The sequence below is a fragment of the Streptomyces antarcticus genome (assembly GCF_026627255.1).
GTDB lineage: Bacteria > Actinomycetota > Actinomycetes > Streptomycetales > Streptomycetaceae > Streptomyces > Streptomyces antarcticus.
In genome coordinates this window covers 213,599-239,718 of record NZ_JAPNLM010000010.1, presented here as the reverse complement: position 1 = coordinate 239,718, position 26,120 = coordinate 213,599, and the positions used below count along the sequence as shown (strand labels likewise).

General features: G+C 73.0%; 20 protein-coding genes. 3 read left to right on the top strand and 17 right to left on the bottom strand.

The annotated features are described in order from the left end of the window. Positions 1 to 58: 58 nt before the first annotated feature. From tmk to bldG, 8 genes are all read right to left on the bottom strand, one after another. Entirely contained in the window at positions 59 to 3,331 is a 3,273-nt protein-coding gene (gene tmk / locus OTB16_RS17855; RefSeq protein ID WP_267721221.1) for a dTMP kinase, read from the bottom strand. Between the two features lie 241 nt (positions 3,332 to 3,572). Further along, entirely contained in the window at positions 3,573 to 6,401 is a 2,829-nt protein-coding gene (topA, locus tag OTB16_RS17850; RefSeq protein ID WP_267721220.1) for a type I DNA topoisomerase, read from the bottom strand. 266 nt (positions 6,402 to 6,667) lie between these two features. Beyond that, positions 6,668 to 6,865 carry a hypothetical protein gene (locus OTB16_RS17845; RefSeq protein WP_267721219.1) on the bottom strand — a complete coding sequence of 66 codons (198 nt, stop codon included), beginning with the start codon at positions 6,863 to 6,865 and terminating at the stop codon, positions 6,668 to 6,670. 182 nt (positions 6,866 to 7,047) lie between these two features. After that, complete coding sequence (locus tag OTB16_RS17840) at positions 7,048 to 8,562, bottom strand: DUF7059 domain-containing protein (protein ID WP_267721218.1); 1,515 nt, start codon at positions 8,560 to 8,562, stop codon at positions 7,048 to 7,050. A gap of 223 nt (positions 8,563 to 8,785) precedes the next feature. Beyond that, the gene (locus tag OTB16_RS17835; RefSeq protein WP_267721217.1) at positions 8,786 to 9,355 is read right to left on the bottom strand and encodes a small secreted protein; all 570 of its coding nucleotides are present in this window, start codon (positions 9,353 to 9,355) and stop codon (positions 8,786 to 8,788) included. A gap of 162 nt (positions 9,356 to 9,517) precedes the next feature. Beyond that, positions 9,518 to 11,920, bottom strand: coding sequence for a sodium-translocating pyrophosphatase (locus OTB16_RS17830; protein ID WP_267721216.1), 2,403 nt, complete (start codon positions 11,918 to 11,920; stop codon positions 9,518 to 9,520). Between the two features lie 257 nt (positions 11,921 to 12,177). Beyond that, on the bottom strand, positions 12,178 to 12,618 hold the full coding sequence (locus OTB16_RS17825; protein ID WP_267721215.1) for an ATP-binding protein: 441 nt from the start codon (positions 12,616 to 12,618) through the stop codon (positions 12,178 to 12,180). A gap of 100 nt (positions 12,619 to 12,718) precedes the next feature. Beyond that, a complete protein-coding gene (gene bldG / locus OTB16_RS17820; RefSeq protein ID WP_073917433.1) occupies positions 12,719 to 13,060 on the bottom strand; it encodes an anti-sigma factor antagonist BldG in 342 nt (113 codons plus the stop codon). An 81-nt stretch (positions 13,061 to 13,141) separates the two neighbouring features. Between bldG and OTB16_RS17815 the strand changes: the two genes are divergently transcribed. After that, complete coding sequence (locus OTB16_RS17815) at positions 13,142 to 15,643, top strand: DEAD/DEAH box helicase (protein WP_267721214.1); 2,502 nt, start codon at positions 13,142 to 13,144, stop codon at positions 15,641 to 15,643. A gap of 29 nt (positions 15,644 to 15,672) precedes the next feature. On the opposite strand, the gene OTB16_RS39270 is transcribed toward OTB16_RS17815, so the two are convergent. From OTB16_RS39270 to ssd, 7 genes are read right to left on the bottom strand one after another with little or no spacing between them, the layout of a single operon-like run. Beyond that, positions 15,673 to 16,293, bottom strand: a complete 621-nt coding sequence (locus OTB16_RS39270) for an Rv3654c family TadE-like protein (protein ID WP_324290846.1) — start codon at positions 16,291 to 16,293, stop codon at positions 15,673 to 15,675. Further along, a complete protein-coding gene (locus OTB16_RS17805) occupies positions 16,290 to 16,676 on the bottom strand; it encodes a TadE family type IV pilus minor pilin (RefSeq protein WP_267721213.1) in 387 nt (128 codons plus the stop codon). Before OTB16_RS17805 ends, OTB16_RS39270 begins: the two co-directional genes overlap by 4 nt. Then, on the bottom strand, positions 16,663 to 16,860 hold the full coding sequence (locus OTB16_RS17800) for a DUF4244 domain-containing protein (RefSeq protein ID WP_267721212.1): 198 nt from the start codon (positions 16,858 to 16,860) through the stop codon (positions 16,663 to 16,665). The genes OTB16_RS17805 and OTB16_RS17800 overlap by 14 nt, the downstream gene beginning before the upstream one ends. Before the next feature lie 48 nt (positions 16,861 to 16,908). Beyond that, positions 16,909 to 17,685 (bottom strand): type II secretion system F family protein, encoded by a 777-nt coding sequence (locus OTB16_RS17795; RefSeq protein ID WP_267721211.1) that lies wholly within the window; start codon positions 17,683 to 17,685, stop codon positions 16,909 to 16,911. After that, positions 17,685 to 18,572, bottom strand: a complete 888-nt coding sequence (locus OTB16_RS17790; protein ID WP_267721210.1) for a type II secretion system F family protein — start codon at positions 18,570 to 18,572, stop codon at positions 17,685 to 17,687. The genes OTB16_RS17795 and OTB16_RS17790 overlap by 1 nt, the downstream gene beginning before the upstream one ends. Beyond that, positions 18,569 to 19,717 carry a TadA family conjugal transfer-associated ATPase gene (locus OTB16_RS17785; protein ID WP_267721209.1) on the bottom strand — a complete coding sequence of 383 codons (1,149 nt, stop codon included), beginning with the start codon at positions 19,715 to 19,717 and terminating at the stop codon, positions 18,569 to 18,571. Before OTB16_RS17785 ends, OTB16_RS17790 begins: the two co-directional genes overlap by 4 nt. Then, positions 19,714 to 20,850, bottom strand: a complete 1,137-nt coding sequence (ssd, locus tag OTB16_RS17780) for a septum site-determining protein Ssd (RefSeq protein ID WP_267721208.1) — start codon at positions 20,848 to 20,850, stop codon at positions 19,714 to 19,716. Before ssd ends, OTB16_RS17785 begins: the two co-directional genes overlap by 4 nt. A gap of 564 nt (positions 20,851 to 21,414) precedes the next feature. Between ssd and OTB16_RS17775 the strand changes: the two genes are divergently transcribed. After that, the gene (locus OTB16_RS17775; protein WP_267721207.1) at positions 21,415 to 22,275 is read left to right on the top strand and encodes an HAD family hydrolase; all 861 of its coding nucleotides are present in this window, start codon (positions 21,415 to 21,417) and stop codon (positions 22,273 to 22,275) included. A gap of 472 nt (positions 22,276 to 22,747) precedes the next feature. On the opposite strand, the gene OTB16_RS17770 is transcribed toward OTB16_RS17775, so the two are convergent. Further along, the gene (locus tag OTB16_RS17770) at positions 22,748 to 23,569 is read right to left on the bottom strand and encodes a Fic family protein (protein ID WP_267721206.1); all 822 of its coding nucleotides are present in this window, start codon (positions 23,567 to 23,569) and stop codon (positions 22,748 to 22,750) included. 109 nt (positions 23,570 to 23,678) lie between these two features. On the opposite strand from OTB16_RS17770, the gene OTB16_RS17765 reads away from it, so the two are divergent. Beyond that, positions 23,679 to 24,719 (top strand): ATP-binding protein, encoded by a 1,041-nt coding sequence (locus tag OTB16_RS17765; RefSeq protein WP_267721205.1) that lies wholly within the window; start codon positions 23,679 to 23,681, stop codon positions 24,717 to 24,719. Here the strand turns inward: OTB16_RS17765 and OTB16_RS17760 are convergent. Beyond that, positions 24,673 to 25,980, bottom strand: coding sequence for a polysaccharide deacetylase family protein (locus OTB16_RS17760; protein WP_267721204.1), 1,308 nt, complete (start codon positions 25,978 to 25,980; stop codon positions 24,673 to 24,675). The two genes, OTB16_RS17765 and OTB16_RS17760, sit on opposite strands and share 47 nt — an antisense overlap. Between the last annotated feature and the right edge of the window lie 140 nt (positions 25,981 to 26,120).

Below are 26,120 nucleotides of genomic sequence, written 5' to 3'. Positions count from 1 at the left end.
TTCACTCTCCGTACGCCCATTGTGGCGCGCGCCACTGACAATCCCGTCCCGCGGCCGGTCAGCGACGGCGGCGCGGCCCCCTGGTGCCGTCCTCGTCGTCACCGGGCTCGCGGTGGCGTCCCAGCAGTTCGTCCGCCAGCGACGGCAGATCGTCCAGCGGGGTCTCCTCGGCCCAGTCCGAGCGCTGTCGGCGCGGGCTCCCGTCCTCCTCGACGACCGGCAGCTCACGCGTCCGGTCGTTGTCCGAGTCCCGGAAGATGCCCGGCGGCACACGGTCGGCCGGGTTCTCCGGCGGGCGCTGGGCCGTCGGGCGCGACGCGGACCGGGCCGGTCCCTGCGCCGCCCGCGGACCGTCCGCCCGGGAGCCGCGGTCCGGCTGCGCCCGGCCCTCCTGACCGCCGTCCGGCCGTACGCGAGGCAGCACGGCCGTCTCGTCGGTCGCGCGTACGGGAGGCAGCACGGCCGTCTCGTCGGTCGCGCGTACGGGAGGCAGCACCGCCGTCTCCGCCGCATCGGCGGGGGGCGCGGCGGCCGGGTCCACCTTCGGAACCGGGACCGTCTGGGTGACGTCGTCCGGCCGGACGACCCGCTTGATCAGGGGGGTCTCCACGGTCACGGCGTCGTCCGAGTGCCGGGCCGCCGTCCCCTGGCCAGAAGGAGCCGAAGCAGGCGGGGAAGCCGGGGAAGCCGAAGCCGCGGCCCGGGCCGAAGCCGCCTCCGATGCCGCCGCCGCGGCAGCCGCGCTCGCAGCCGCCTCGGCCGCGGCGGCAGCCGCCAGGCGGCGCGCCTCCTCCGCCTTCAGCAGGGACTCCTCCGCCCGGCGCTGCTTCTCCAGCCGCCGTTCCTCGGCCTCGGCCCGCAGCCGGGCCTCCTCCTCGTGCTGTCGGCGCATCCGCTCCGCCTCGGCGGCACGGGCCTTCTCCTCGGCCTCCACGCGCAGCCGCTCGGCCTCGGCCCGGGCCCGGGCCTCCTCCTCGGCGCGCTGGCGCTCCTCCGCCGCCTTGCGGGCGGCCTCCGCCTCGGCCCTGACCCGGGCCTCCTCGGCCTCGCGGGCCAGGCGGGCCTCCTCCTCGGCCTTCAGCCGCGCCTCCTCCGCCTTGCGCGCGGCCTCTTCCTCGGCCTTGCGCCGGGCCTCTTCCTCAGCGAGGCGCCTGGCCTCCGCCTGGGCGGCGACCTCGGCCTCGGAGAGCGGCAGCATCCGGTCCAGCCGGTGGCGTACGACGGTGGTCACCGAGTCCGGGTCCTGGCCCGCGTCGACCACCAGGTAGCGCCCGGGGTCGGACGCGGCCAGCGTCAGGAAACCGGACCGCACCCGCCGGTGGAACTCCGCCGGCTCCGACTCCAGCCGGTCCGGAGCCTCCGTGAAGCGCTCGCGCGCCGCCTCCGGCGACACGTCGAGGAGCACGGTCAGGTTCGGTACGAGTCCGTCGGTCGCCCAGCGCGAGATCCGGGCGATCTCGGTCGGCGACAGGTCACGGCCGGCGCCCTGGTAGGCGACCGAGGAGTCGATGTAGCGGTCCGAGATGACGACCGCCCCGCGCTCCAGCGCCGGCCGCACCACGGTGTCCACGTGTTCCGCCCGGTCGGCGGCGTACAGCAGGGCCTCGGCACGGTTGGACAGGCCGGCCGACGACACGTCCAGCAGGATCGAGCGCAGCCGCTTGCCGACCGGGGTGGCGCCCGGCTCTCGGGTCACGACGACCTCGTGGCCCTTGCCCCGTATCCAGTCGGCCAGCGCCTCCACCTGGGTGGACTTGCCGGCGCCGTCGCCGCCTTCCAGGGCGATGAAGAACCCGGCGTCGGAAGCCGACTCCACCGGCTCACCGCCGCGCAGCGCCTCGCGCAGGTCGCGCCGCAGCGGTACGCCGCTGCGGTCGTCGGCCTTGGCCAGCACCACCACGGCGACCGGCAGCAACAGGGCCCCGACCAGCATCAGCGTGAAGGCGGCGCCGCCGTGGGCGGCGGCCTGGTCGCCGGTCAGCCGGTGGGATCCGATCAAGGCGGCCAGCACGGGGGCCGCCACCGCCCCGACGGCCACGGCCACCCGTACGACCGCCTGGAGGTGCTCGGTGACCCGGGCCCGGCGGAACTCCTCGGTCTCCTGGTCGAGCAGGGTGTGCCCGGCGTTGGCCGCGACGCCCGCGGCGGTGCCGGCGAGCAGCGACAGGAACAGGACGGTCGCCGTGTCCGGAACCAGCCCGGACAGCAGCAGGGCGACCCCGGCCACCGCTATGGCCAGCGCCAGCAGACGGCGGCGGGAGAGGGCGGGGAGCACCTTGCCGGCCTGGTGGGCGCGGATCCCGGCGGCGGTGCCGCCGACCAGCGCGAGGACGAGGAGCGCGAAGGCGGCGGGGCCGCCGCCGAGGTCGCCGGCGTGCAGGACGGCCACGGCGACCGCGCAGGACACCGCGCCGGCGACCGCGGCGCAGGCCAGCACCAGCAGCGGGACCACGCCCGTACGGCCCTTGTCGGGCCGGTCACCCGTCCTGGGGGCCCGCAGGCCCTCCAGCGGCGAACGGGGACGCGGGGTCTTGCCGTCGGGCAGCACCAGCGGGAGCAGCAGCGAGACCGATGCCGCGAAGAGGCCGGAGGCCACGTAGGAGCCGAGAGCGGCCTGGTTCCCGGCGAACCAGTCGATGCCGAGGCCGAGGGCCTTGCCGACCAGGGTCGCTGCGAGCAGCACGGCGGCGGCGACGGGAAGCGCCGCGAAGGCCGTACGCAGGGTCAGCCGGCGCAGGGCGTCCAAGTGGTCCGGGAGCGGCCGTACGGTCGCCCCCTCGGGCGGCGGCGCGGGCAGCAGCGCGGGCGCGGCGCTCTCCTTGGCCAGCGTCCACAGCCGCTCCGCGGCGCCGGACACGAAGACGGTGGCCAGCAGCGCGGTGAGCGCGTGGGCCGGGATCCAGTCGAGCCACAGCGGGGCCACGACGAAGAGGCCGAGGCGGACCCCGTCGGCGCCGATCATCGTCCAGCGGCGGTCGAGCCTGCCCCCGGAGGCGACGAGACCGGCCAGCGGGCCGAGGAGGACCGCGCCGAAGAGGAGGGTCGCGAGGATCCGGACGCCGAATACGGCGGCGACGGCGAGCGCCGCTCCGCGGTAGCCGCCGCCGAAGACCTCTTCGGAGACGGCCGCCTGAAGGGCCAGCAGCACCAGCACCAAGAGGGCGAGGGCGTCGCCGATGCCGCTCACCAGCTGCGCGCTCCACAGTCGGCGCAGCCTGGGGGTGCGCAGGAGTGCGCGCACCGCCCGCTCGCGGGAGTCCGCTGTCAGGGCTTCGTCGTAGGTCGGCTTCGCCGGGGCGGTCACGACCGTTGGCTGCTCGGCTCGCGTCATCCGCCCAGCCTATCCGCTGCGCCTGCGAGGTGCGGAGGGGCTGTGGACAACCCCCGCGGCGACCCTTCGGCGATCCCGCCACGCCCCCGCCCGGAGGCCCGGAAACGGCGAGGGGCTCCGCACGAAACGGCGAGGGGCCCCGCACGCTTCCGCGCGGGGCCCCTCGTACGCACACCGGCCGGTCGGCCGGGACCACCACGGCTCCCGGCCAGCCGGAACCGCCTGCGGCCGGGCAGAGCGGTTACTCGTCCGCCGTGGCCGTCGCCGTGGCCGTCGCCGTCTTCTTCGCCACCGTCTTCTTCGCCGTGGCCTTCTTCGCGGCGGTGGTCTTGGTCGCCGCCGCCGCCTTCTTCGCCGTGGCCTTCTTGGCCGGAGCCTTCTTGGCGGCCGGCGCCTTCTTCGCGGGGGCCTTCTTCGCGACCTTCTTGGCCGGGCCCTTCGCCCGCTTCTCCGCGAGCAGCTCGTAGCCCCGCTCCGGCGTGATCGTCTCGACGTCGTCGTCCCGCCGCAGCGTCGCGTTCGTCTCGCCGTCCGTCACGTACGGCCCGAAGCGGCCGTCCTTGACCACCACCGGCTTCTCGCTCACCGGGTCGGTGCCCAGTTCCTTCAGCGGCGGCTTGGCCGCCGCGCGGCCCCGCTGCTTCGGCTGCGCGTAGATGGCCAGGGCCTCGTCCAGCGTGATCGAGAACAGCTGGTCCTCGGTCTCCAGCGACCGCGAGTCCGTGCCCTTCTTCAGGTACGGGCCGTAGCGGCCGTTCTGGGCCGTGATCTCCACGCCCTCCGCGTCCACTCCGACGACCCGCGGCAGCGACATCAGCTTGAGCGCGTCGTCGAGCGTGACCGTGTCCAGGGACATCGACTGGAAGAGCGAGGCCGTCCGCGGCTTGACCGCGTTCTTGCCCGTCTTCGGCGTGCCCTCGGGCAGGATCTCCGTCACGTACGGGCCGTAGCGGCCGTCCTTGGCGACGATCTCGTTCCCGCTGACCGGGTCCTTGCCGAGCTCGAACTCACCGCTCGGCTTCGCGAACAGCTCCTCCGCGTACGCGACCGTCAGCTCGTCCGGCGCCATGTCCTCCGGTACGTCGGCCCGCTGGTGGCCCTCCGCGTCCTTCTCGCCGCGCTCCACGTACGGCCCGTAGCGGCCGACCCGCAGCACGACCCCGTCGCCGACGGGGAAGGAGGAGATCTCCCGGGCGTCGATCGCGCCCAGGTCCGTGACCAGTTCCTTCAGACCGCCGAGGTGGTCGCCCTGGGCCGGCACGACCTCGGAGGCGTCCTCCGCGCCGAAGTAGAACCGCTTCAGCCACGGCACGGACTGGGCCTCGCCCCGCGCGATGCGGTCGAGGTCGTCCTCCATCTTCGCGGTGAAGTCGTAGTCGACCAGGCGCCCGAAGTGCGTCTCCAGGAGGTTCACCACGGCGAACGACAGGAAGGACGGCACGAGCGCCGTGCCCTTCTTGAAGACGTAGCCGCGGTCGAGGATGGTTCCGATGATCGACGCGTAGGTCGACGGGCGGCCGATCTCGCGCTCTTCGAGCTCCTTGACCAGCGAGGCCTCGGTGTAGCGGGCCGGCGGCTTGGTCGAGTGGCCGTCCGCCGTGATCTCCTCGGCGGCGAGGGCGTCGCCCTCGGCCACCTGCGGCAGCCGCTTCTCGCGGTCGTCGAGCTCGGCGTTCGGGTCGTCCGCGCCCTCGACGTAGGCCTTCATGAAGCCGTGGAAGGTGATCGTCTTGCCGGAGGCCGAGAACTCGGCGTTGCGGCCGTCCGCGGCGCGCCCACCGATCTTCACGGTGACCGAGTTGCCGACCGCGTCCTTCATCTGGGAGGCGACGGTCCGCTTCCAGATGAGTTCGTACAGGCGGAACTGGTCGCCGGTCAGGCCCGTCTCGGCCGGAGTGCGGAAACGATCGCCCGAAGGACGGATCGCCTCGTGCGCCTCCTGCGCGTTCTTGACCTTGCCCGCGTAGACGCGCGGCTTCTCCGGCAGGTAGTCGGCCCCGTAGAGCTGCGTGACCTGGGCGCGGGCCGCCGTGACGGCCGTCTCGGAGAGCGTCGTGGAGTCCGTACGCATATAGGTGATGAAGCCGTTCTCGTACAGCTTCTGGGCCACCTGCATGGTCGCCTTCGCACCGAAGCCCAGCTTGCGCGAGGCCTCCTGCTGGAGCGTCGTCGTACGGAACGGGGCGTACGGGGAACGGCGGTACGGCTTGGACTCGACCGACCGGACGGCGAACGAGGAACCCTCCAGCGCGGCGGCCAGCGCCCGGGCGCCGGCCTCGTCGAGGTGCAGCACCTCGCTCTTGAGCGTCCCGGTCGAGCCGAAGTCGCGGCCCTGGGCGACGCGCTTGCCGTCCACCGTGTTCAGGCGGGCGACCAGCGTCGACGGGTCGGACGCGTCGCCGGCCCGGCCGGTGGAGAACGTACCGGTCAGGTCCCAGTACTCGGCGGTGCGGAAGGCGATGCGCTCGCGTTCCTTCTCGACGACCATGCGCGTGGCCACCGACTGGACGCGGCCCGCCGACAGCTTCGGCATGACCTTCTTCCACAGGACCGGCGAGACCTCGTAGCCGTAGAGGCGGTCGAGGATGCGGCGGGTCTCCTGGGCGTCGACCATGCGCTGGTTGAGCTCGCGCGGGTTGGCGACGGCGTCGCGGATCGCGTCCTTGGTGATCTCGTGGAAGACCATGCGGTGGACGGGGACCTTGGGCTTCAGGACTTCCTGCAGGTGCCACGCGATGGCTTCGCCCTCGCGGTCCTCATCGGTGGCGAGGAAGAGTTCGTCGGACTCGGCCAGCAGCTCCTTGAGCTTCCTGACCTGCGCCTTCTTGTCGGCGTTGACGACGTAGATCGGCGCGAAGTCGTGCTCGACGTCCACGCCGAGCCGGCGGACCTCGCCGGTGTACTTGTCGGGAACCTCGGCCGCGCCGCTGGGGAGGTCGCGGATGTGCCCGACGCTCGCCTCGACGACGTACCCGGGGCCGAGATAGCCCTTGATCGTCTTCGCCTTGGCAGGGGACTCGACGATGACGAGTCGGCGGCCGCCCTTTGCGGTCTCGCTAGTCGGGGACAACTTGGCTCTTCTCTCCGGTCGGCACTCGGTCGCAGTACGGCGACGCTGCGGAGTGTGACGGTACAACCCGCCCCCGTGTCAAACGGCACAAGCCCGCAACGGCCACTCGAACGGTAACCCGACAAGTGCCGTTTCTGCCGCCCGGATGCCGCGCCGGACCGTCCCCGGTCACCGGGCCGGGTGGCCCGGGGGCCGTCTGGCCCCGCCCCCGCACCCCTCCCGACGTCGGCGTTCACCCGGCGGATACACCGCTCCGGGCGCTCCCGTCAGAGCCGGGCGAGGCACCACAGCCCGAGCGCCAGGAACACGCCGCCGGTGAGCAGGGTCACCGGTACGGCGACGACGGGGCGCACGCCCTCGGCCACCGGCGCACGGTGCAGGGCGCGCGCCCCCGTCCAGACCAGCAGAGCGGTCCCGAACAGCAGGAACACGACCGCCGCGAAGACCGCCGGACCGTTTTCCATGCCGCTCCCCCTACCCCCGGGCCGCTCCCGGGATCCCCCCGGACCCCGCTGCGCAGGAGCCTGGCAGGCGCGGGGATACGGCGGGCGAACCCCGGGTTACATCCCGGGTCGGGTACGGCCGGCAACCTGCCCTGCTGCCCGTCCGGCAATCGGTCCGGCAATCGGTCCGGCAGTGGATCCGGTCAGCCCGAGGGGTCCCTCACCGGCTCCAGGAAGCCCTGCTCGACCAGCATCCTGATGGCCTCCGGCGTGCGGTCCCGCAGGACGATCGGGTCCTCCTGGACCAGCTGCGCGATCGCGTCCAGGATCCGGCCCGCGCTCAGTGAGCCGTCACACACTCCCGCGAACCCGGCCCCGACCGTGTCGACCTTGGTTGCGCGCCGCATGCCGAGGTTCTGGCGGAGCACCACGTGCTCGGGATCCTCCGCGCCGGGCGCTCCGACCTGCTCCTGGACCACCTCGGCGGCGAGCAGGAAGTAGCCCTCCAGCAGCGCCGCGTCGTCGTGGTCCCGCAGGTAGTCCTGGCGGGCGAAATGGGCGAGGACGGCCTCCCCGAGGGGCTGCTCGACCGTGTGGGGCCACTCCTCGACCACGATCGACGGCTCGGCCGCGTCCGACCGGCGCAGGGTGATCCAGCCGAAACCGACGGCCTTGGTCTTGCGCGCCTCGAACTCGTCCAGCCATTCCTCGTACCGCCGCGCGTACGCCTCGGGGTCGTCGCGGTGATCGCCCGCGTCGCGCAGCCACAGCTCCGCGTACTGCGTCACGTCCTGTACGTCACGCTGCACGATCCACGCGTCGCAGCCGCGGGGCACCCAGGAGCGCAGCCGGTCGTGCCAGTCCTCGCCCTCCACGTGCTGCCAGTTGCCGAGGAACTGCGCGTAGCCGCCCGGGTTGAGCCGCGCTCCGGCCTCCTGGACCAGGGTCCGGCACAGGTCGTCGCCGCCCATGCCGCCGTCCCGGTACGTGAGGCGCGCGACCGGCGAGATCACGAACGGCGGGTTCGACACGATCAGGTCGTACGTGGCGTCGCCGACCGGCTCGAAGAGCGACCCGGCGAGCAGCTCGGCCGCCGGGGCCCCGGACAGCGCGAGTGTCAGACGGGTGAACTCCAGGGCCCTGGGGTTGACGTCGGTCGCCGTGACCCGGGTCGCGTGCTGGGCGGCGTGCAGGGCCTGGATGCCCGAACCCGTGCCGACGTCGAGTGCGGAGCCGACCGGGATCCGGACGGTGATCCCGGCCAGCGTCGTGGACGCGCCCCCGACGCCGAGGACCACGCCCTCCTCCCGGCTGCCGATCCCGCCGGCCCCGCCGACGGCGCAGCCGAGGTCGGAGACGATGAACCAGTCCTCGCCGTCCGGGCCGCCGTACGGGCGTACGTCGACGGCCGCGCGCACCTCGTCGCCCTCGCGCCGCAGCCAGCCGTCGGCCAGGGCCGCCCCGACGGGCAGCGCGGCCGCGGCGTGCGCGTACGGCACGGGCTGCTGGAGCAGGAACAGCCGGACCAGGCTCGCGAGCGGACCGTCGCCGCCGCGCCGGGTGGCGCGCAGGGCGGGAACCGTCTCGCTGCGCGCCAGCGCGGCGTAGGCGGGGGCGCCGAGCAGGTCCAGCAGGCCGTCGGCGGTGAAGCCGGCGGCGAGCAGGGCGGTGCGCAGTTCGGCGGCGTGCTCGGACGAGGGGAGGCTGGTGGTACTCACCCGCCCATTGTGTCCGCTGGCGGCGCCGATCCGTGCGCCGCGCGGGCGTCGGCGCGGTCCGCGCGGCGCCGCGGGCCCGCGGCGGCCGAGTGCGGAGCACCGTCCGGGCGGGCGACAGGGCGGCCGCGGCCCCTCCTGGAACCCCGGCCGCCCTGTCGGCGCGCCGCGCGGGAGGACCTGCGGCGTCCCACCGCGGCGCGGCGGACGACACCGGCCCGTCCGGCTACTTGGGCGATGCCGACGGCGCCGTGACCTGGCAGCCCTTCTGGCTGTTCATGGCCTTGTCCAGACCGCCCGCGTTGAGCTGGGTGACGGCGTCCCGGCCCCCCTTGGTCGCGTTCTCCAGGCCGCCCGCGAGCGTCTTGAGACCCTCGGCGAACTTCGTCTGGTCATTGACGTCCAGCGCGTCCATCTGGGTCTTCAGATCGGAGTAGCCCTTCGAGGTCTCCTCGAAGCCCTTGACCGCCGCGGTCTGGGTCGACTGGCCGTCCTTGACCGGCGGGATTCCCGCCTCCTGCAGGGCGGTTCCCATCGTCTTGTACGACTCGGACATGGTCGCGAAGGCAGCCGAGTCGGTCTTCTGCACTTCGTCTGGCTTGCTGCTCTCCGTCGCCACGCGCTTGATCTCGGCGTTGGCCGTCTCGATCTTCTTGAGTTGGGGCTGCCACTGGTCGCAGACCTTCTTGGCCCAGGCGTCGGCCTTCTTGTCGCCGTCGTCGTCCCCGCCGCAGCCGGACAGGACGAGCATCAGCACCGCACCGCCCGACAGGGCGGCCGCAAGCTTCTTGTTCACCGGATTGGTCCCTTCGAAGGCTCTCGGCCCGGAAGATACACGCCCGCCATCAGGGGATGCACAAAGGCGGACAGGCGGCGCGTCGGTACGCCCCGCCTGTCCGCCGTTCGGGCGTACGGCCTGCCCTGCCCGGCCCCGCCCGTTCCGCTGCCCCGGCTCGGATCAGGAAACCGTTGCCGTTCCGGGCGACTGGGCCACCCGCTCGGCGGCTCCGTCCCCGGCCTCGTCCCCGACGGCGATGCCGCGGCGCTTGGAGACGTACACCGCGCCGATGATGACGCCGATCGCGAGGATCGCGACGACCGCCCGTACGGCCGGGCTGGCGTCGTCGCCGTAGCTGAACTGCACGATGGCGGGCGCGATCAGCAACGCCACCAGGTTCATGACCTTGAGCAGCGGGTTGATCGCGGGACCGGCGGTGTCCTTGAACGGGTCGCCGACCGTGTCGCCGATGACGACCGCGGCGTGCGCCTCGCTGCCCTTGCCGCCGTGGTGGCCGTCCTCGACCAGCTTCTTCGCGTTGTCCCACGCGCCACCGGAGTTGGCGAGGAAGACCGCCATCAGCGTGCCCGTGCCGATGGCGCCGGCGAGGAAGGAGCCGAGGGCCCCGACACCGAGGGAGAAGCCCACGGCGATCGGGGTGAGCACGGCGAGCAGCCCGGGCGTGGCGAGCTCGCGCAGCGCGTCCTTGGTGCAGATGTCGACGACGCGCCCGTACTCGGGCTTCTCGGTGTAGTCCATGATCCCGGGGTGCTCGCGGAACTGGCGGCGCACCTCGTAGACCACGGCGCCCGCGGAGCGGGAGACCGCGTTGATGGCCAGGCCCGAGAACAGGAACACGACCGCGGCGCCCAGGATCAGCCCGACCAGGTTGTTGGGCTGGCCGATGTCCAGGCTGAGGTTCATCTCCCCGGCCTTGGCCCCGACCTCCTTCACGGCGGTAGCGATCGCGTCGTTGTACGAACCGAAGAGCGCGGCCGCGGCGAGCACGGCCGTGGCGATCGCGATCCCCTTGGTGATGGCCTTGGTGGTGTTGCCCACGGCGTCCAGGTCGGTGAGGACCTGCGCGCCGGCGCCCTCGACGTCGCCGGACATCTCGGCGATGCCCTGGGCGTTGTCGGAGACCGGCCCGAAGGTGTCCATGGCGACGATGACGCCGACGGTGGTGAGCAGGCCCGTGCCGGCCAGGGCCACCGCGAAGAGCGCGAGCATGATCGACGTGCCGCCGAGCAGGAACGCGCCGTAGACACCGAGGCCGATGAGGAGCGCCGTGTAGACGGCGGACTCCAGACCCACGGAGATTCCGGCGAGGACGACGGTGGCCGCGCCGGTGAGGGAGGACTTTCCGATGTCCCGGACGGGCCGCCGGCTGGTCTCGGTGAAGTAGCCCGTGAGCTGCTGGATCAGGGCCGCGAGCACGATGCCGATGGCGACGGCGACGACGGCCAGCACGCGCGGGTCGCCCGAGTGGGCGGCGATCGCGGCGTCCTCGACGCCGACGAGCTCCTTGTAGGTGGCGGGCAAGTAGGCGTAGACGGCGATGGCGACCAGCACGAGCGAGATCACGGCGGAGATGAAGAAGCCCCGGTTGATCGCGGTCATGCCGTTGCGGTCGGAGCGGCGCGGGGACACGGCGAAGATGCCGATCATCGCGGTGACGACGCCGATGGCGGGCACGATCAGCGGGAAGGCGAGGCCCAGGTCGCCGAAGGCGACCTTGCCGAGGATGAGCGCGGCCACGAGGGTGACGGCGTACGACTCGAAGAGGTCCGCGGCCATTCCCGCGCAGTCTCCGACGTTGTCGCCCACGTTGTCGGCGATGGTCGCGGCATTGCGCGGGTCGTCCTCCGGAATGCCCTTTTCGACCTTGCCGACCAGGTCGGCGCCGACGTCGGCGGCCTTGGTGAAAATTCCGCCGCCCACGCGCATGAACATCGCGATCAGGGCGGCTCCGAGGCCGAAGCCCTCCAGCACCTTGGGGGCGTCGGCGGCGTAGACCAGGACGACGGACGAGGCACCGAGGAGGCCGAGGCCGACGGTGAACATGCCGACCACGCCGCCCGTCCGGAAGGCGATCTTCATCGCCTTGTGGGAGACCTCGGTGAGGTCCCTGGCGGGCTCCCCGTCGGCCGGGGTGGCCTCGCGCGCGGCCGCGGCGACGCGCACGTTGGCGCGGACAGCGAGACGCATGCCGATGTAGCCGGTGCCCGCCGAGAAGAGGGCGCCGACGAGGAAGAACGCGGACCGTCCCGCCCGCTGCGACCAGTCGTCGGCGGGGAGCAGGAAGAGCAGGAAGAAGACCACGACGGCGAAGACGGCGAGGGTGCGCATCTGCCGTCCGAGGTAGGCGTTGGCGCCTTCCTGCACGGCGGCGGCGATCTCCTTCATGCGGTCGGTTCCCTCGTCGGCGGCGAGGACCTGGCGGACCAGGATCTGCGCGACGACGAGCGCGGCCACGGCCACGGCCGCGATGACGATCACGATGAGCCGATTGCCATCGGTGAGTACTGCGGCTGCCAGATCCGTGACGCGATCCGGCGCGAGAGGGGTGAAGAGCCCCGTCATTCGTCCTCCTTGACGTGATGAGCTCAAGATGTGGACGGATTGTAGGGAGCGCACCCTGATCAAAACAGTGCGCAGGAAACACAATTGGCCTGCACTTGCCCCTCAGCAATGGATCACGTCACTCCATTACCCTCGAAAGTGGTAATGGGGCAAAAGCATTGACGGCTGATCACCGATCAAGGGAAATAGAAAAGGCCCTGCTCAGCAGGGCCTTGATTGAAGATCAGACGATACGACGGAATGTCGTTTCAGTGGATCTAGGGCAGCGCGGACGTCCCCGAAACGGGCCAGCTCATCCGGATGGTCCCGCCCGATTCCCCACTGGTCACCTCGACGTCGTCGACGAGCCCGCTGATGACGGCGAGGCCCATCTCGTCCTCGCCCTCGATGTCCGGGTCCAGGACGACGTCGATGCCCGCCACGCCGTCGACCGACCCGCCGGCCGGCCCGGGAACCTCGTCGCCGACCTCGATGGAGAACACCTTCTCCTCCTCGGTCAGGACGACCCGGACGGGCGCGGTCAGTCCGTTGCCCCGGTGCAGTCCGACGGCGCGCGAGCAGGCCTCGCCCACGGCGAGGCGGACCTCGTCGAGGACGGCTTCCTCGACACCGGCCCTGCGCGCCACGGCGGCCGCGACCAGGCGGGCCGTCCGGACGTGTTCGGGCTGGGCGCTGAAGCGCAGTTCAACGGTGGCCATGCGCGTCCCCCTCGGACTACGGGCGTGCCTTGGCAGGGGCCCGGGCCGACCATGGCCCGGTCCCCCGTTCTCCCAGGCGGCCACTCGCCGCCGGGAGCGGTCAGTCGGTGGCGCTGACGGCGTCTTCCACCGTGGTGTGGATGGGAAACACCTTGGTCAGACCGGTAATACGGAAGATCTTCAGGATGCGCTCCTGGTTGCACACGAGGCGCAGCGAACCCTCGTGCGCACGGACGCGCTTGAGGCCTCCCACGAGCACACCGAGTCCGGTGGAGTCGAGGAAGTCCACTCGCTCCATGTCGACAACCAGGTGGTAGCTGCCGTCGTTCACCAACTCCACCAACTGCTCGCGCAGCTTGGGCGCGGTATACACATCAATCTCGCCACCGACCTCTACGACCGTTCGGTCGCCGACAGTGCGAGTCGACAGGGACAGGTCCACGGATCCTCCAGCACCTTGCTATCGAGCGGCGCCCCCCAGGGGCCTCCCCACCCGGAGGTGGGCGAGGGATTGGCTGCCGCGATGGCATTCAATCACTTACCGGCAGGCGCGCACGACGCCTTGGGACCATTGTCCCGCACGTCGGTGACACACTCGGTTCCAATGGCCAATACTCACCGCCCCGGACGGCCCACGGCACCCGCGGGCCCTCGACCCACTCCCGACACGGTCCTGGACCGCCTGTCGCGGGGGCCTTCCCGAGCTGCGCGCATCACCCATACGGAGCACTTGCCCCCTCGGGAGGGTCGTCATGCGGTCTGGCCCGATCGCATCCGAACGGATGTCGTAGCCGCCATTCAGGCCGCCGGAATCGAACACCCGTGGGAGCATCAGGCCGCGGCCGCCGAGCACGCCCTGGACGGCGAGTCCGTCGTGGTCGCCACGGGCACCGCCTCGGGCAAGTCGCTGGCCTACCTCGCGCCCGTGCTCTCCGCCCTCGCGGACGGCGCCGAGGCCCCCAACGGCAGGGGGGCCACCGCCCTGTACCTGGCCCCCACCAAGGCCCTGGCGGCCGACCAGCGGCGCGCCGTACGCGAACTGGCCGCTCCGCTGGGGAACGCCGTACGCCCCGCCGTCTACGACGGGGACACCCCCGTCGAGGAGCGCGAGTGGGTGCGGCAGTACGCCAACTACGTCCTCACCAATCCCGACATGCTGCACCGGGGCATCCTGCCCGCCCACCCCCGCTGGTCCTCCTTCCTGCGGGCCCTGCGCTACGTCGTGATCGACGAGTGCCACACCTACCGCGGGGTGTTCGGCTCCCACGTGGCCCAGGTCCTGCGCCGGCTGCGGCGGCTGTGCGCCCGCTACGGCTCCGATCCCGTCTTCCTGCTGGCCTCCGCCACCTCCAGCGATCCGGCCACGGCAGCCTCCCGGCTGACCGGAACCCGAGTGATCGAGATCACCGACGACGCCTCCCCGCGCGGCGAGCTCGTCTTCGCCCTGTGGGAGCCCCCGCTGCTCACCGAGCTGCGGGGCGAGAAGGGCGCGCCCGTCCGCCGTACGGCCACGGCCGAGACCGCCGATCTGCTGACCGACCTGGTCGTCCAGGGCGTCCGTACGGTCGCCTTCGTCCGCTCCCGGCGCGGTGCGGAGCTGATCGCCGTGATCGCCCAGGAGCGCCTCGCGGGGGTGGACCGTTCGCTGGTCGGGCGGGTGGCCGCCTACCGCGGCGGCTACCTGCCCGAGGAGCGCCGTGCCCTGGAGCGGGCCCTGCACTCCGGCGAGCTGCTGGGACTGGCCGCCACGACGGCCCTGGAGCTCGGTGTGGACGTCTCCGGCCTGGACGCCGTCCTGATCACCGGGTACCCCGGTACGCGGGCCTCCCTGTGGCAGCAGGCCGGCCGGGCGGGCCGCTCGGGGCAGGGCGCCCTGGCCGTGCTGATCGCCCGGGACGACCCGCTGGACACCTACCTGGTCCACCACCCGGAGGCGCTGTTCCGGCAGCCGGTGGAAGCCACGGTCCTGGACCCCGACAACCCGTACGTCCTGGCCCCCCACCTGTGCGCGGCGGCCGCCGAGCTACCGCTGACCGACGCCGACCTGGAACTCTTCGGGCCGGCCACCCACGACCTCCTCCCCCAGCTCGAAGCGGCGAAGCTGCTGCGGCGCCGGGCGACGGCCTGGCACTGGACCCGCCGGGAGCGGGCCTGCGACCTGACCGACATCCGGGGCGGCGGCGGCCGCCCGGTGCAGATCGTCGAGGCCTCGACCGGCCGGCTGCTGGGCACGGTCGACGAGGAAGCCGCCCACACGGCCGTCCACGAGGGCGCCGTCCACCTCCACCAGGGCCGCACCTACCTGGTCAGGCACCTGGACCTCGAGGACTCGGCCGCCCTCGTCGAGGAGGCGAACCCGCCCTTCTCGACCACCGCCCGCGACACCACCTCCATCTCCGTCCTGGAGACCGAGACCGAGATCCCCTGGGGCTCGGCCCGGCTCTGCTTCGGATCCGTCGAGGTCACCAACCAGGTCGTCTCCTACCTGCGCCGCAAGCTGATCACCGGCGAGGTCCTGGGCGAGACCAAGCTCGACCTGCCGCCCCGCACCCTGCACACCCGGGCCGTGTGGTGGACGGTCACCGAGGACCAGCTCGACGAGGCCCGGATCACCCCGGAGATCCTCGGCGGAGCCCTGCACGCCGCCGAGCACGCCTCCATCGGCCTGCTCCCGCTGTTCGCCACCTGCGACCGCTGGGACATCGGCGGCGTCTCCGTGCCGCTGCACCCCGACACCCTTCTCCCCACCGTCTTCGTCTACGACGGCCACCCCGGCGGCGCCGGATTCGCCGAGCGGGCCTTCCACACGGCCCGCGCCTGGCTGACCGCGACCCGCGACGCCATCGCCGCCTGCGAGTGCGAGGCCGGCTGCCCTTCCTGCATCCAGTCCCCCAAGTGCGGCAACGGCAACGACCCCCTCCACAAGCGCGGCGCCGTCCGGCTCCTCACCCGCCTCCTGGCCGAGTCCCCGGCCCCCCCGACGGCCCCCCGCCCCGAAGCCACCCCCGAGCCCTCCCGCCCGTAGCCCCGGCCCCGGGGGCCATCCGGGTGCGCTCACCCGGCACCGACCCCCGGCGCGGCCGCAGCACGCCACCCGACGGGCCCGACGGGCGCGGCCCGGGGACTCCGCTCAGCGGACCCGACCAGCGCCGCCGGGGTACGCCGCCCGGCGAACCCATCCGGCGCCGCCGGGACGCCCCGCTCGTCGGACCCGGCCGTGGATGCAGGGAGGCTTCGTTCGGCGGGCCCATCCGGCGCAGCCCGGGTAGGCCGATCGGCGGGCCCGACCGGCGCCGCCGGGGTACGCCGCTCGGCGGGCCCGACCCGCGCGACCGGGGGTCTTCGCTCGGCGGGCGGGCCCGCGCGGGCCCGGATCCTCGGGGTGAAGGTGCCGGTGGCGGGGTGGGCCGTCACCTCGGCCACCTCGCCCAGGACTCGGCAGGAGCTCAGCGCCGCGTCCTGCGCCCGGGCCACCCGCAGGGCCGCGGCGCAGGCGCCCTCCGGTCCGTGGGCCCAGGTCGCGGCCGCGGCGAGGGCCGCCAGGTCGGCGGCCGCCGCCGCCCGGTGGCGGGCCACGACGGCCTGCCCCAGCAGCAGCACGCCCCCGAACACGGCGCAGAGCACTGTCGTCACCAGCGCCGCCCACACCGTGGCCGACCCCCGGTCCCGGCTCACGGCGGCGGCCCCACGCTGTCCTCCGCCAGGGCCACCGCCCCGGCGCCGAGCCGGACCGGCAGGCCGCCCGGCCCCGGCGCCGGCGCCGCCACCCGAACCCGCCACAGGTCGCCCGTCCGTTCCAGCTCCACCTCCGCCCCCGGCGGGGCGGCCGCGCGCGCCGCCGCCACCGCCACGTCCACCGGCTCCGACCGGGCCGCCGCCCGGGCTCCGGCCCGGGCCGCGTCCACGCACCGGATCTGCGCGGCCGCCGCCATCAGGGCCCACACCAGCAGCGCCGCGAACAACACCAGCGCCGGGATCACCAGCGCGGCCTCCGCCGTCACATATCCCCGGTCCGCGTTTTTCCGACGCGCCGCGGAGTTCTCCTCAGAACGGCACATCGAGCGCCTTCCCGATGGTCGACTGAAGGGCCGTGGAGACCACTTCACTCGTCACCACCTTGTACAACACGGCGGCGAACGCACAGGCCGCGATCGTGCCCATGGCGTATTCCGAAGTGGACATCCCGTGGTCGGTTCCGCGACCACTCCACGCCGTCCGCACGCGACACCAGATGATCCTCATGGCAACTCCCTTTGATTTTCGTTGTCGATTTCCGTGATCAATGTGTTCTCAGGTGCCGGAGAGAAGTCCGGAAGCCATTCCGATCACCACCGGAGCCACCCCGATCGCGAGAAATGCGGGGAGGAAGCACAGCCCCACCGGCGCGGTGACGAGAACCGCCGCCCGCTGAGCCCGGGCGCCCGCACACCTCGCCCGGTCCTCGCGGAGTCCCGAGGCGATACGGGACACCGGTTCGGCCGCGGGAGCACCCGTCCGGGCCGCCCGCTCCAGGCATTCCGCGAGCGGCCGGGCACCCGGTATCCCCGCCAACCTCCCCCACGCGGAGCCGGGTTCGCCGCCGAGGCGCAGCTCGGCCCCGGACCGCGCCAGAGCCTCGCCCACCGGTCCGCCGAGCGACTCCCCCACCACCTCGGCCGCCTCCACCGGTCCCGCCCCGGCCGCCAGGCATGCGGCCAGCAGATCGGCCGCCATGGGTAACTGACGCTCCGCCACCCCCGGCTCGCGCCCCACCGGCGCCTGCGCCCTGGCCTGCCAGCGCCACACGCCGACCGCCACCAGAACCCCCGCCGCCGGGCCCCAGATCCCGCCGATCAGCACCCAGGCCGCCAGGAGCGCCCCGGCCGGACCGGCCCACGCCGCCCCCAGGCCCCGCAGCCGTGAGCGCGACACCGGCGTCCTGCGGGTCGGTTCCGCGCCCAGCAGGGCCGCCATCCTGCGGCGCACCGCCCGAGCGCGGACCCGCGCCGTCAGCGCCGACACCACGCACACCGCCACCGGCACGAGGCACAGCGCCGTCCCCAGCCTGTGGACCGCGGCGGCGGCCATCACCGCTCCCCCGTCCGCACGATCCGCCGGCACCACAGGATCCCCAGCCCCTCCAGCACCCCGCCCGCCAGCAGGCAGCCCCAGCCCATCGGGGTGTGCAGCAGGACCCGCAGCGGATCCGCCCCCAGTCCGGTACCGATCAGCAAGCCCACCAAGGGCAGCAGCGCGAGCACCACCGCCGTCGACCTGGCCCCCGCCAACTGGGCCCGCAGCGACTCCTGCCGGTCCCGGTCGGCCCTCAGTGCCCCTTCCAGCCGGTCCAGCCCGGCGGCCAGTCCGGCTCCGCCGTCGACAGAGACCCGCCAGCAGGCCGCCATCCCCGCCAGCCCCTCCGCCCCCGGCTCCAGCGCCGCGTGGCGCAGCGCCCCCGGTACGTCCCCGCCGAAGGCCGCGGCGGCCAGCACCCCCGCCTCCGCCGCGCCCGGACCGCCCGGGCCGGCCGCGGAACGCCGCATCGCCGCCGTGAGCGCCTGCCCCGGCTGGGCCCCCGCCCGCAACTCGCCCACCGCCGCGCCGCACAGCGCCACCACTTCGGCGGCCCGCGCCGCCCGGGCACGCTCCCGCGCCCGGATCCGCAGCCACCGGCGCACCAGCGGCACCGCGGCCGCCCCCGCGGCCAGCGGGATCACCGACCCGCCGGCCACCGCGACCAGCAGTCCGGCACCGAAACAGGCCCACTCAGGCCAGCGGGCCGCGACACGCACCCGTACGGCGGCTGTCAGCCGGTCCCGGAGGGAGGGCCCGCGCACCTCCGCCGGGCCGATCCCGGCGAGCACCACCCGGGTCCGCCGGGACACCCGGTCTCCCCCGGCGAGCAGCCAGGCGGCAGCCCCGGCACACAGCACCCCCGAGAACACCGGCACCGACAGCACCGCCCCCGCGTTCACCGGACACCCCTCAGCAGTGGGCGCAGCCGCTCCCAGCCCCGCTCCCGTACGAAGCCGCGCGCACCCCAGCGCAGCGCCGGCACGGTGACCACCAGTCCGGCGGCGTCCCGCTCCAGCACGTGCACCTCGGCCACCCGGCGGCGTCCTTCGCGGTCCCGGACCAGATGGACCACCAGCGTCAGCGCGGCCGCCAACTGGCTGTGCAGGGCGGCCCGGTCGAGTCCGGCGGCCGTACCGAGGGCCTCCAGGCGGGCCGGAACATGGGTGGCGGCATTCGCGTGAACCGTTCCACAGCCACCCTCGTGCCCGGTGTTCAGGGCGGCGAGCAGGTCCGCCACCTCGGCGCCCCTCACCTCGCCGACCACCAGCCGGTCGGGCCTCATCCGCAGCGCCTGCCGGACGAGGTCCGCCAGGGTGACCAGGCCCGCCCCCTCCTGGTTGGCCGGCCGGGTCTCCAGCCGCACCACATGCGGATGGTCGGGCCGCAGCTCCGCCGAGTCCTCGGCGAGGACGATCCGCTCACCGGGCCCGACCAGTCCCAACAGGGCACTGAGCAGCGTGGTCTTACCGGTGCCCGTACCTCCGGAGACCAGGAACGACAGCCGGGCCTCGACCATCTCCCGGAGCAGTCGGTGCCCGCCGGGCGGCAGCGTTCCGGCCTCGACGAGTTCCTCCAGGGTGAAGGCCTTCGGCCGGACCACCCGCAGGGACAGGCAGGCGGACCCGACGGCCACCGGAGGCAGCACGGCGTGCAGCCGGGTGCCGTCCGGCATCCGCGCGTCCACCCAGGGCCGCGCGTCGTCCAGCCGCCGCCCCGCCACGGCGGCCAGCCGCTGGGCGAGCCGCCGCACGTCATCGGTGCCGGTGAAGGTCACCCCGGTCAGCTCCAGGCCACCGCCCCGGTCCACCCACACCCGGTCGGGAGCCGCCACCAGCACGTCGGTGACCTCCGGGTCGGTGAGCAGCGCCTCCAGCGGGCCCGCGCCGACCAGCTCGGAGCGTAACTCCGCCGCCACGCCCAGCACTTCCGCGTCGCCCAGCAGCCGGCCCTGGGCCCGCAGGGCCGCCGCGACCCTGGCCGGGGTCGGTTCCGCCCCGCTCTCGGCGAGCCGCCGGCGCACCGCGTCCAGCAGGACGGCGCTCATGCCGGCACCCCCTGGGCGGGGCCCAGCGCCCGCTGCCAGAAGCCGTCGCAGAAGCGGGCCAGCGCACCGCGCCCCTGGGCCCCCGGCGGTTCGCCCTCGGCCACCCGCCCGGGCAGCCCCACCTCGACCGGTACCTCACCGGCCAGCGGCGCCCCCAACAGCCTGGCCACGTCCTCCGGATCGAGTCCCGCCGGACAGCGGCCCCGTACGACCACGCGCACGTCCCGCGCCGCCATCCGCACCCCTGCCGCCACCCGTCCCGCGGCGGCCACAGCGCGCAGCTCCCCCGGTACGACGATCAGCACCAGGTCCAGCTGGGCCAGCACCTCGGCCACCGCCTCGTCCACACGCCGGGGCAGGTCGACCACGACGACCCCGCCCCGGCGGCGGGCGGCGGCGACCACCGACCGCGTCGCGGCGGGCGGCACCGCCACCCGGTCCCCGCGATCCCAGCTGAGCACCCGAAGGGCGTGCAGTTCGGGCAGGGACTCCTCCAGCGCTCCGGCGCCGACGCGTCCCCGCGAGCCCGCGAAGTCCGGCCAGCGCAGCCCCTGTACGGATTCGCCGCCGAGCAGGACGTCGATGCCCCCGCCGAGCGGGTCACCGTCGATGAGGATGGTCCGCTCCCCGGCCCGGGCCGCTCGTACGGCCAACGCGCAGGCCAGGGTGGAGGCCCCCGCGCCACCGCTGCCGCCGATCACCCCGACGGCGAGGGCCGGCCGCCCCGCGCCCTCCACCACATCGGCGATGCGGTCGACGAGGCGGCTTTCGGCGTCGGGGAGCCGGAGCACCTCCTCGGCGCCGATCTCCAGCGCCCGCTGCCACACCAGGGGATCGTCCAGGTCCCGGCCGACGAGGAACACCCCGTCCCGGCGCGGGGCTCCGCGCACCCGCCGGGCCGCGTCGTCCCCGACCAGGACCAGCGGTGCGGACTCCCAGCCGACGCTCCCGCCGCCTTCGGCGCCCCCGGCGCCGTCCGCCTCCCGGGCTCCGTCTCGCGCACCGGTCCGCTCCGGAACCGCGTGGTGCACGTGCGGCTCGGCCCCCGCGGCGGCGCACAGCCGCAGCAGATCGTCGAGCAGCAGGGGGTCCTCCGTGATGATCAGCGGTCGCCCGCCCGCGGGCCCTGCCACCGGACCGCGCTCCACACGGCCCACCGGACGGGTTTTCGGGCCGGCCCCCGAGCCGGTCCGCTTCCCCGGCACCGCGATTTCCGGAACTTCACACGACTTCGATCGAGCCACGATCTCCGCCCCCTTCGCACTGCGAATCCGAGCGCCGCGGACTTCGCGGCCCTCATCACGGTGCAGCCATCGGGAAAAAGAAGTGGATCTTGCTCGAAAACTGTGGACAACGGTCCGATTGTGAATATCCCGGTCACCCGCACAGGTGAGTTCCAGAGCGCTGCGGAACCACTACGCAACGTCACGGGTTCGAGGGGGTGAGGGCCTTCGCCACGCGGGCCCATTCACGAGGGAAAGGCCTGGAACATGGTCACTTGGGGCCGAAGGCAGGGACGCGAACCGCGTCCGGACATGCGACGACCCCCGCCGGGGGGGAGAGCGGGGGTCGTCCCCACGGTCCGACTCGGGGGGGGAGGAGCCAGACCGGGTTAGCACGGTCGCGAACGATCCGTGACTTCCATGGTGTACCCGAGAGCCTTCTCAGGCAAACCCACGCGCCACACCTTACGCCGAATGGTGGGCGCATATGCTCTGGGCGTGGAAAATCAGCCCTTGCCGCACTCCTCGCCTCGCACCGCAGCCTTCTTCGACCTGGACAAGACTGTCATTGCGAAGTCGAGCACCCTGACGTTCAGCAAGTCCTTCTACCAGGGCGGCCTGATCAACCGGCGAGCCGTGCTGCGCACCGCGTACACGCAGTTCATCTTCTTGGCCGGCGGCGCCGACCACGACCAGATGGAACGGATGCGGGAGTACCTGTCCGCCCTCTGCAAGGGGTGGAACGTGCAGCAGGTGCGGGAGATCGTCGCGGAAGCCCTGCACGACCTCATCGACCCGATCATCTACGACGAAGCGGCGTCCCTCATCGAGGCCCACCACACGGCGGGCCGCGACGTGGTGATCGTCTCGACCTCCGGGGCTGAAGTCGTCGAACCCATCGGGGAGATGCTCGGCGCCGACCGGGTCGTCGCCACCCGCATGGTCGTGGGCGACGACGGATGCTTCACCGGCGAGATCGAGTACTACGCCTACGGGCCCACCAAGGCGGAGGCCGTTCGCGAACTCGCGGAGTCCGAGGGCTACGACCTCTCCCGGTGCTACGCCTACAGCGACTCCGCCACCGACATCCCGATGCTGGAGGCGGTCGGGCACCCGCACGCGGTCAACCCCGACCGGGCACTGCGCCGGGAGGCCGTGGCCCGGGAATGGCCCGTCCTGGTCTTCAACCGCCCCGTACGGCTGAAGCAGCGGCTGCCCGGGCTGTCGATGCCGCCGCGGCCCGCACTCGTCGCCGCGGCGGCCGTAGGAGCGGCGGCAGCGGCGGGGCTCGTCTGGTACGCGAGCCGGCGCCGGGCCGCGGCCGCCGCCGGCTGACCCCGGCGGCCCGAACCCCGACATCCGGCAGCCCGCCGCCCGACGCCCGGCCCCGGCCCCAGCGGTGCCCGTCACCCCACCGACCAGCCACCCCGCCACCCCGCCGCCCGGAATGTCCCGACCCGCCCGAACACGGGCGTCCCATTCGTCCTCGCTCGTCCCGGAAAGTAAAGAAGTGCGGCCAGGGGTTCCGGTTATCTCCATAGCGGAGTACAAAGGAAGCAACGGCCCGCGAGACCAAAGAACATCCGAGAGGATCATCTTTAAAACGCAGTAAGGCCCACGGACCGAAGCATGAACGCCGAGTACCCACGCGACGTCGACCCGTCGATTACGGGCCAGCCGCACCAGGTGACGGGCAAAGTCCCGACCTGATGGGCATATTTCGAGGACGCTTGGTAACTGGGCGCGCATGCCGGCGGCGACACCACAGCACGACGGTGTCGCCGCAACCCATGTCCGGGGGCAGATCTCAGGCCGCGCCCCGCTGGAGGGCCTCACAGACCGCCGTCGACTCGCGCACACCGAGCTCGACGGCACGGCCGCAGTGCGCGATCCAGGCGGCCATCCCCTCCCCGGTCCCCGAGACGTAACCCTCGAAGGCGGCCAGGTACGCCCCGTTCCCCTGCTCCGCGTGTCCGGCCTCCGCCGGGCAGATCGCCTTCGGGTCCAGTCCGCTGTTGATCAGGACGATGCGCTCGGCCGCCCGCGCGACCAGGCCGTTGTACGAGGCGAAGGGCCGTAGCGCCAGAAGTTCGCCGTGCACCACGGCCGCCGTGATCAGCGCGGGGGCGGGGCCGCCGGCGATGATCAGCCGGGACAGCCCGTCCAGGCGCCCCGCGACCTCCTCCGCGCTCGGCAGCGGGAGGTCCACCAGGGGTTCACGGACCGGTTCGCCCGCGAGCCTGGGCCGGCCCACCGCATCCCCGTCGGCCGTCGACCCCGACGCCACCAGGTGCAGGCGCGCCAGGACCCGGAGCGGCGACTGGCGCCAGATGCTCAGGAGCTGGCCGGCCTCCGCCGTCAGCCGCAGCGCCGCGCCGACCGTCAGTGCCTCCGGCTCCGTCCCGAAGTCGGTGCGGCGGCGCACCTCCTCCAGCGCCCAGTCCGCGCCGGACAGTGCCGCGCTCCCGCGGGCGCCGCGCAGTGCGGCTTCCGAGGTGATCTCCGCGCTGCGCCGGCGCATCACCCGGTGCCCGTAGACCCGGTCCACGGCCTTGCGTACGGAATCGACGGAACCGGCGACACCCGGAAGACCGGCCAGCGGGGCCAGCGGGTCAGCAGCGCTACTCATAAGTAGGGAGCCTACGCACTGCGCACCCCCAGCACCGACCCCTCCTTGGAGTGGTCTTCTTCACTCACCTCGACCACGCGCCGCTACAGGTCCACTACGCTTGGTGAACATGAAGATCGCTTTCGTGGGAAAGGGCGGCAGCGGCAAGACGACGCTGTCCTCCCTCTTCATCCGCCACCTCGCCGCCAATGAAGCCCCCGTCGTCGCGGTGGACGCCGACATCAACCAACACCTGGGCACCGCGCTCGGCCTCGGCGACGCCGAGGCGGCCGAACTGCCCGCGCTGGGCGCGCACCTGCCCCTGATCAAGGAGTACCTGCGGGGGTCGAACCCACGGATCGCGTCCGCCGAATCCATGATCAAGACCACCCCGCCGGGCAGGGGTTCGCGCCTCCTGCGCGTCACGGGGGACAACCCGGTGTACGAGGCGTGCGCGCGCACGCTGCTGCTCGACGGCGACCCCGTACGGCTCATGGCCACCGGGCCGTTCACCGAGGCCGACCTGGGGGTGGCCTGCTACCACTCGAAGGTCGGCGCGGTCGAGCTCTGCCTCAACCACCTCGTCGACGGCCCCGACGAGTACGTGGTCGTCGACATGACGGCCGGGTCCGACTCCTTCGCGTCGGGCATGTTCACCCGCTTCGACGTGACCTTCCTCGTGGCCGAGCCGACGCGCAAGGGCGTCTCGGTCTACCGCCAGTACAAGGAGTACGCGCGGGATTTCGGGGTGACGCTCGCGGTCGTGGGGAACAAGGTGCAGGGCCCCGAGGACATCGAGTTCCTCCAGGACGAGGTGGGCGAGGACCTGCTGGTCACCGTCGGACACTCCGACTGGGTACGGGCCATGGAGAAGGGCCGCCCTGCTGCCTTCGAGCTGCTGGAGGCGACCAACCGGCTCGCCCTCCAGGCGCTCCAGGACGCGGCCGACGACTCGTACGCGCAGCGCGACTGGGACCGGTACACCGAGCAGATGGTCCGGTTCCACCTGAAGAACGCCGAGAGCTGGGGCAACGCCAAGACCGGGGTCGACCTGGCGGACCAGGTCGACCCCGACTTCGTGCTCCACGAGGGGGTGGAGCGCGGCGCGGACGCCGAGGCCCTGGTCAGCCCTCGTCCGCAGCCGCTTCAGCCTGCTCCGCAGCCGGCTTGACGTCCGCGGGGGCGGCCGGCTTCGCCGGCGGCCCCGCGGTCAGGAACGTGGCCCAGCCCTGCTTCGGCGTCTCGCCGACGTCGAGGGTGCGCATCCACTCCAGGGCCTTCGGGTCCTGCGCGTCCAGCCAGTCCGCCAGCTCGCGGAACGGCACGCAGCGGACCTCGGGCTTGGTGCACATGCCCTTGATCGACTCCTCGATGGCACGCATGTAGGTGCCGCCGTTCCAGGACTCGAAGTGGTTGCCGATGATCAGCGGCGCGCGGTTGCCCTGATAGACCCGGTCGAAGGCCTGCCGCAGGCCGTCGCGCATCTGGTCGCCCCAGTACCGGTGCTGCGAGGGGTCGCCCTGCGAGGTCGTCCCGGACTGGTTGACCATGTAGTTGTAGTCCATGCTCAGGGTGTCGAAGGCCCGGCCCGGCATGGGGACCAGCTGCAGCGGAAGGTCCCAGAGGCCGTCGGTCTTCTTGGGCCAGATCTGCTTGCTGATACCGCTGGAGTCGTAGCGGAAGCCCATGTCCTTCGCCGCCAGCATGAAGTTCTTCTGGCCTTCGAGGCAGGGGGTGCGGGCCCCGATGAGCTCCTTGTCGTAGTCGAAGGGGAGCGCTTCCATCCCCTTCAGGCCCGCGTTCGTCTTCCAGTTCTTGACGAAGGACTTGGCCTGGTTGATCTCGCTCTTCCACTCCTCCACGGACCAGGTGCCCACGCCGCCGTCGGGACCGCAGAAGTGCCCGTTGAAGTGGGTGCCGATCTCGTTGCCCTCCAGCCAGGCTCCGCGCACCTGGGTGGCGGTGTCCTTGATGCCCTGGAGGTCGCCGAAGCCGATGTCCGAGCGGCCCGCCGAATGCTGCGGGGCGGTGTAGAGGGATCGTTTCTCCTCCGGGAGCATGTACACGCCGCTGAGGAAGTAGGTCATCCGGGCGTTGTACTGCTTGCCGACCTCGCGGAAGTGGGAAAAGAGCTTCTGGCTGTCCTCGCCCGCGCCGTCCCACGAGAACACCACGAACTGCGGCGGCTTCTCGCCCGGCTTCAGCTTCTGCGGCTTCTGTACGTTCGGCTGCGTTCCGGTGTACGCGGTCGAGCCGTCACCGATCAGCCGGTTGACGCTGCCCGGGGCCTCGGGGGCGGCCGCGCCCTTCCTGGCGTTCTGGCCCCCGGGGGCAGGGGGCTTGGCGGGCTCCGAGGAGCCGCACCCGGCGACCCCCAGCACAAGCGCCGTGGCGGCCAGGCCGCCGGCGATCTTCTTCGTGGCGGCGATCATCCGCCCCACCTCTCCCTCGCAGTTCCATCGCAGGACTTCCGCGCCGCAACGTCCCATGTGGTCCACCACGAGGAAGGTATGACAAGCCGGACAAAATGCTTAATCACCCTTGAGTGCTAATTCGTAGACCATTTGCCCCA

Bases quoted from the DNA above. Each gene is read 5' to 3' on its own strand.
- OTB16_RS17805 (WP_267721213.1), bottom strand. From the start codon at position 16,676: ATGTGCCGTTCTGAGGAGAACTCCGCGGCGCGTCGGAAAAACGCGGAC.
- OTB16_RS17785 (WP_267721209.1), bottom strand. From the start codon at position 19,717: ATGAGCGCCGTCCTGCTGGACGCGGTGCGCCGGCGGCTCGCCGAGAGC.
- OTB16_RS17800 (WP_267721212.1), bottom strand. From the start codon at position 16,860: ATGAGGATCATCTGGTGTCGCGTGCGGACGGCGTGGAGTGGTCGCGGA.
- OTB16_RS17845 (WP_267721219.1), bottom strand. From the start codon at position 6,865: ATGGAAAACGGTCCGGCGGTCTTCGCGGCGGTCGTGTTCCTGCTGTTC.
- OTB16_RS17795 (WP_267721211.1), bottom strand. From the start codon at position 17,685: ATGGCCGCCGCCGCGGTCCACAGGCTGGGGACGGCGCTGTGCCTCGTG.
- tmk (WP_267721221.1), bottom strand. From the start codon at position 3,331: ATGACGCGAGCCGAGCAGCCAACGGTCGTGACCGCCCCGGCGAAGCCG.
- OTB16_RS17825 (WP_267721215.1), bottom strand. From the start codon at position 12,618: ATGGCCACCGTTGAACTGCGCTTCAGCGCCCAGCCCGAACACGTCCGG.
- OTB16_RS17830 (WP_267721216.1), bottom strand. From the start codon at position 11,920: ATGACGGGGCTCTTCACCCCTCTCGCGCCGGATCGCGTCACGGATCTG.
- OTB16_RS17770 (WP_267721206.1), bottom strand. From the start codon at position 23,569: ATGAGTAGCGCTGCTGACCCGCTGGCCCCGCTGGCCGGTCTTCCGGGT.
- OTB16_RS17815 (WP_267721214.1), top strand. From the start codon at position 13,142: ATGGCATTCAATCACTTACCGGCAGGCGCGCACGACGCCTTGGGACCA.
- OTB16_RS17760 (WP_267721204.1), bottom strand. From the start codon at position 25,980: ATGATCGCCGCCACGAAGAAGATCGCCGGCGGCCTGGCCGCCACGGCG.
- OTB16_RS17775 (WP_267721207.1), top strand. From the start codon at position 21,415: ATGGTGGGCGCATATGCTCTGGGCGTGGAAAATCAGCCCTTGCCGCAC.
- OTB16_RS17765 (WP_267721205.1), top strand. From the start codon at position 23,679: ATGAAGATCGCTTTCGTGGGAAAGGGCGGCAGCGGCAAGACGACGCTG.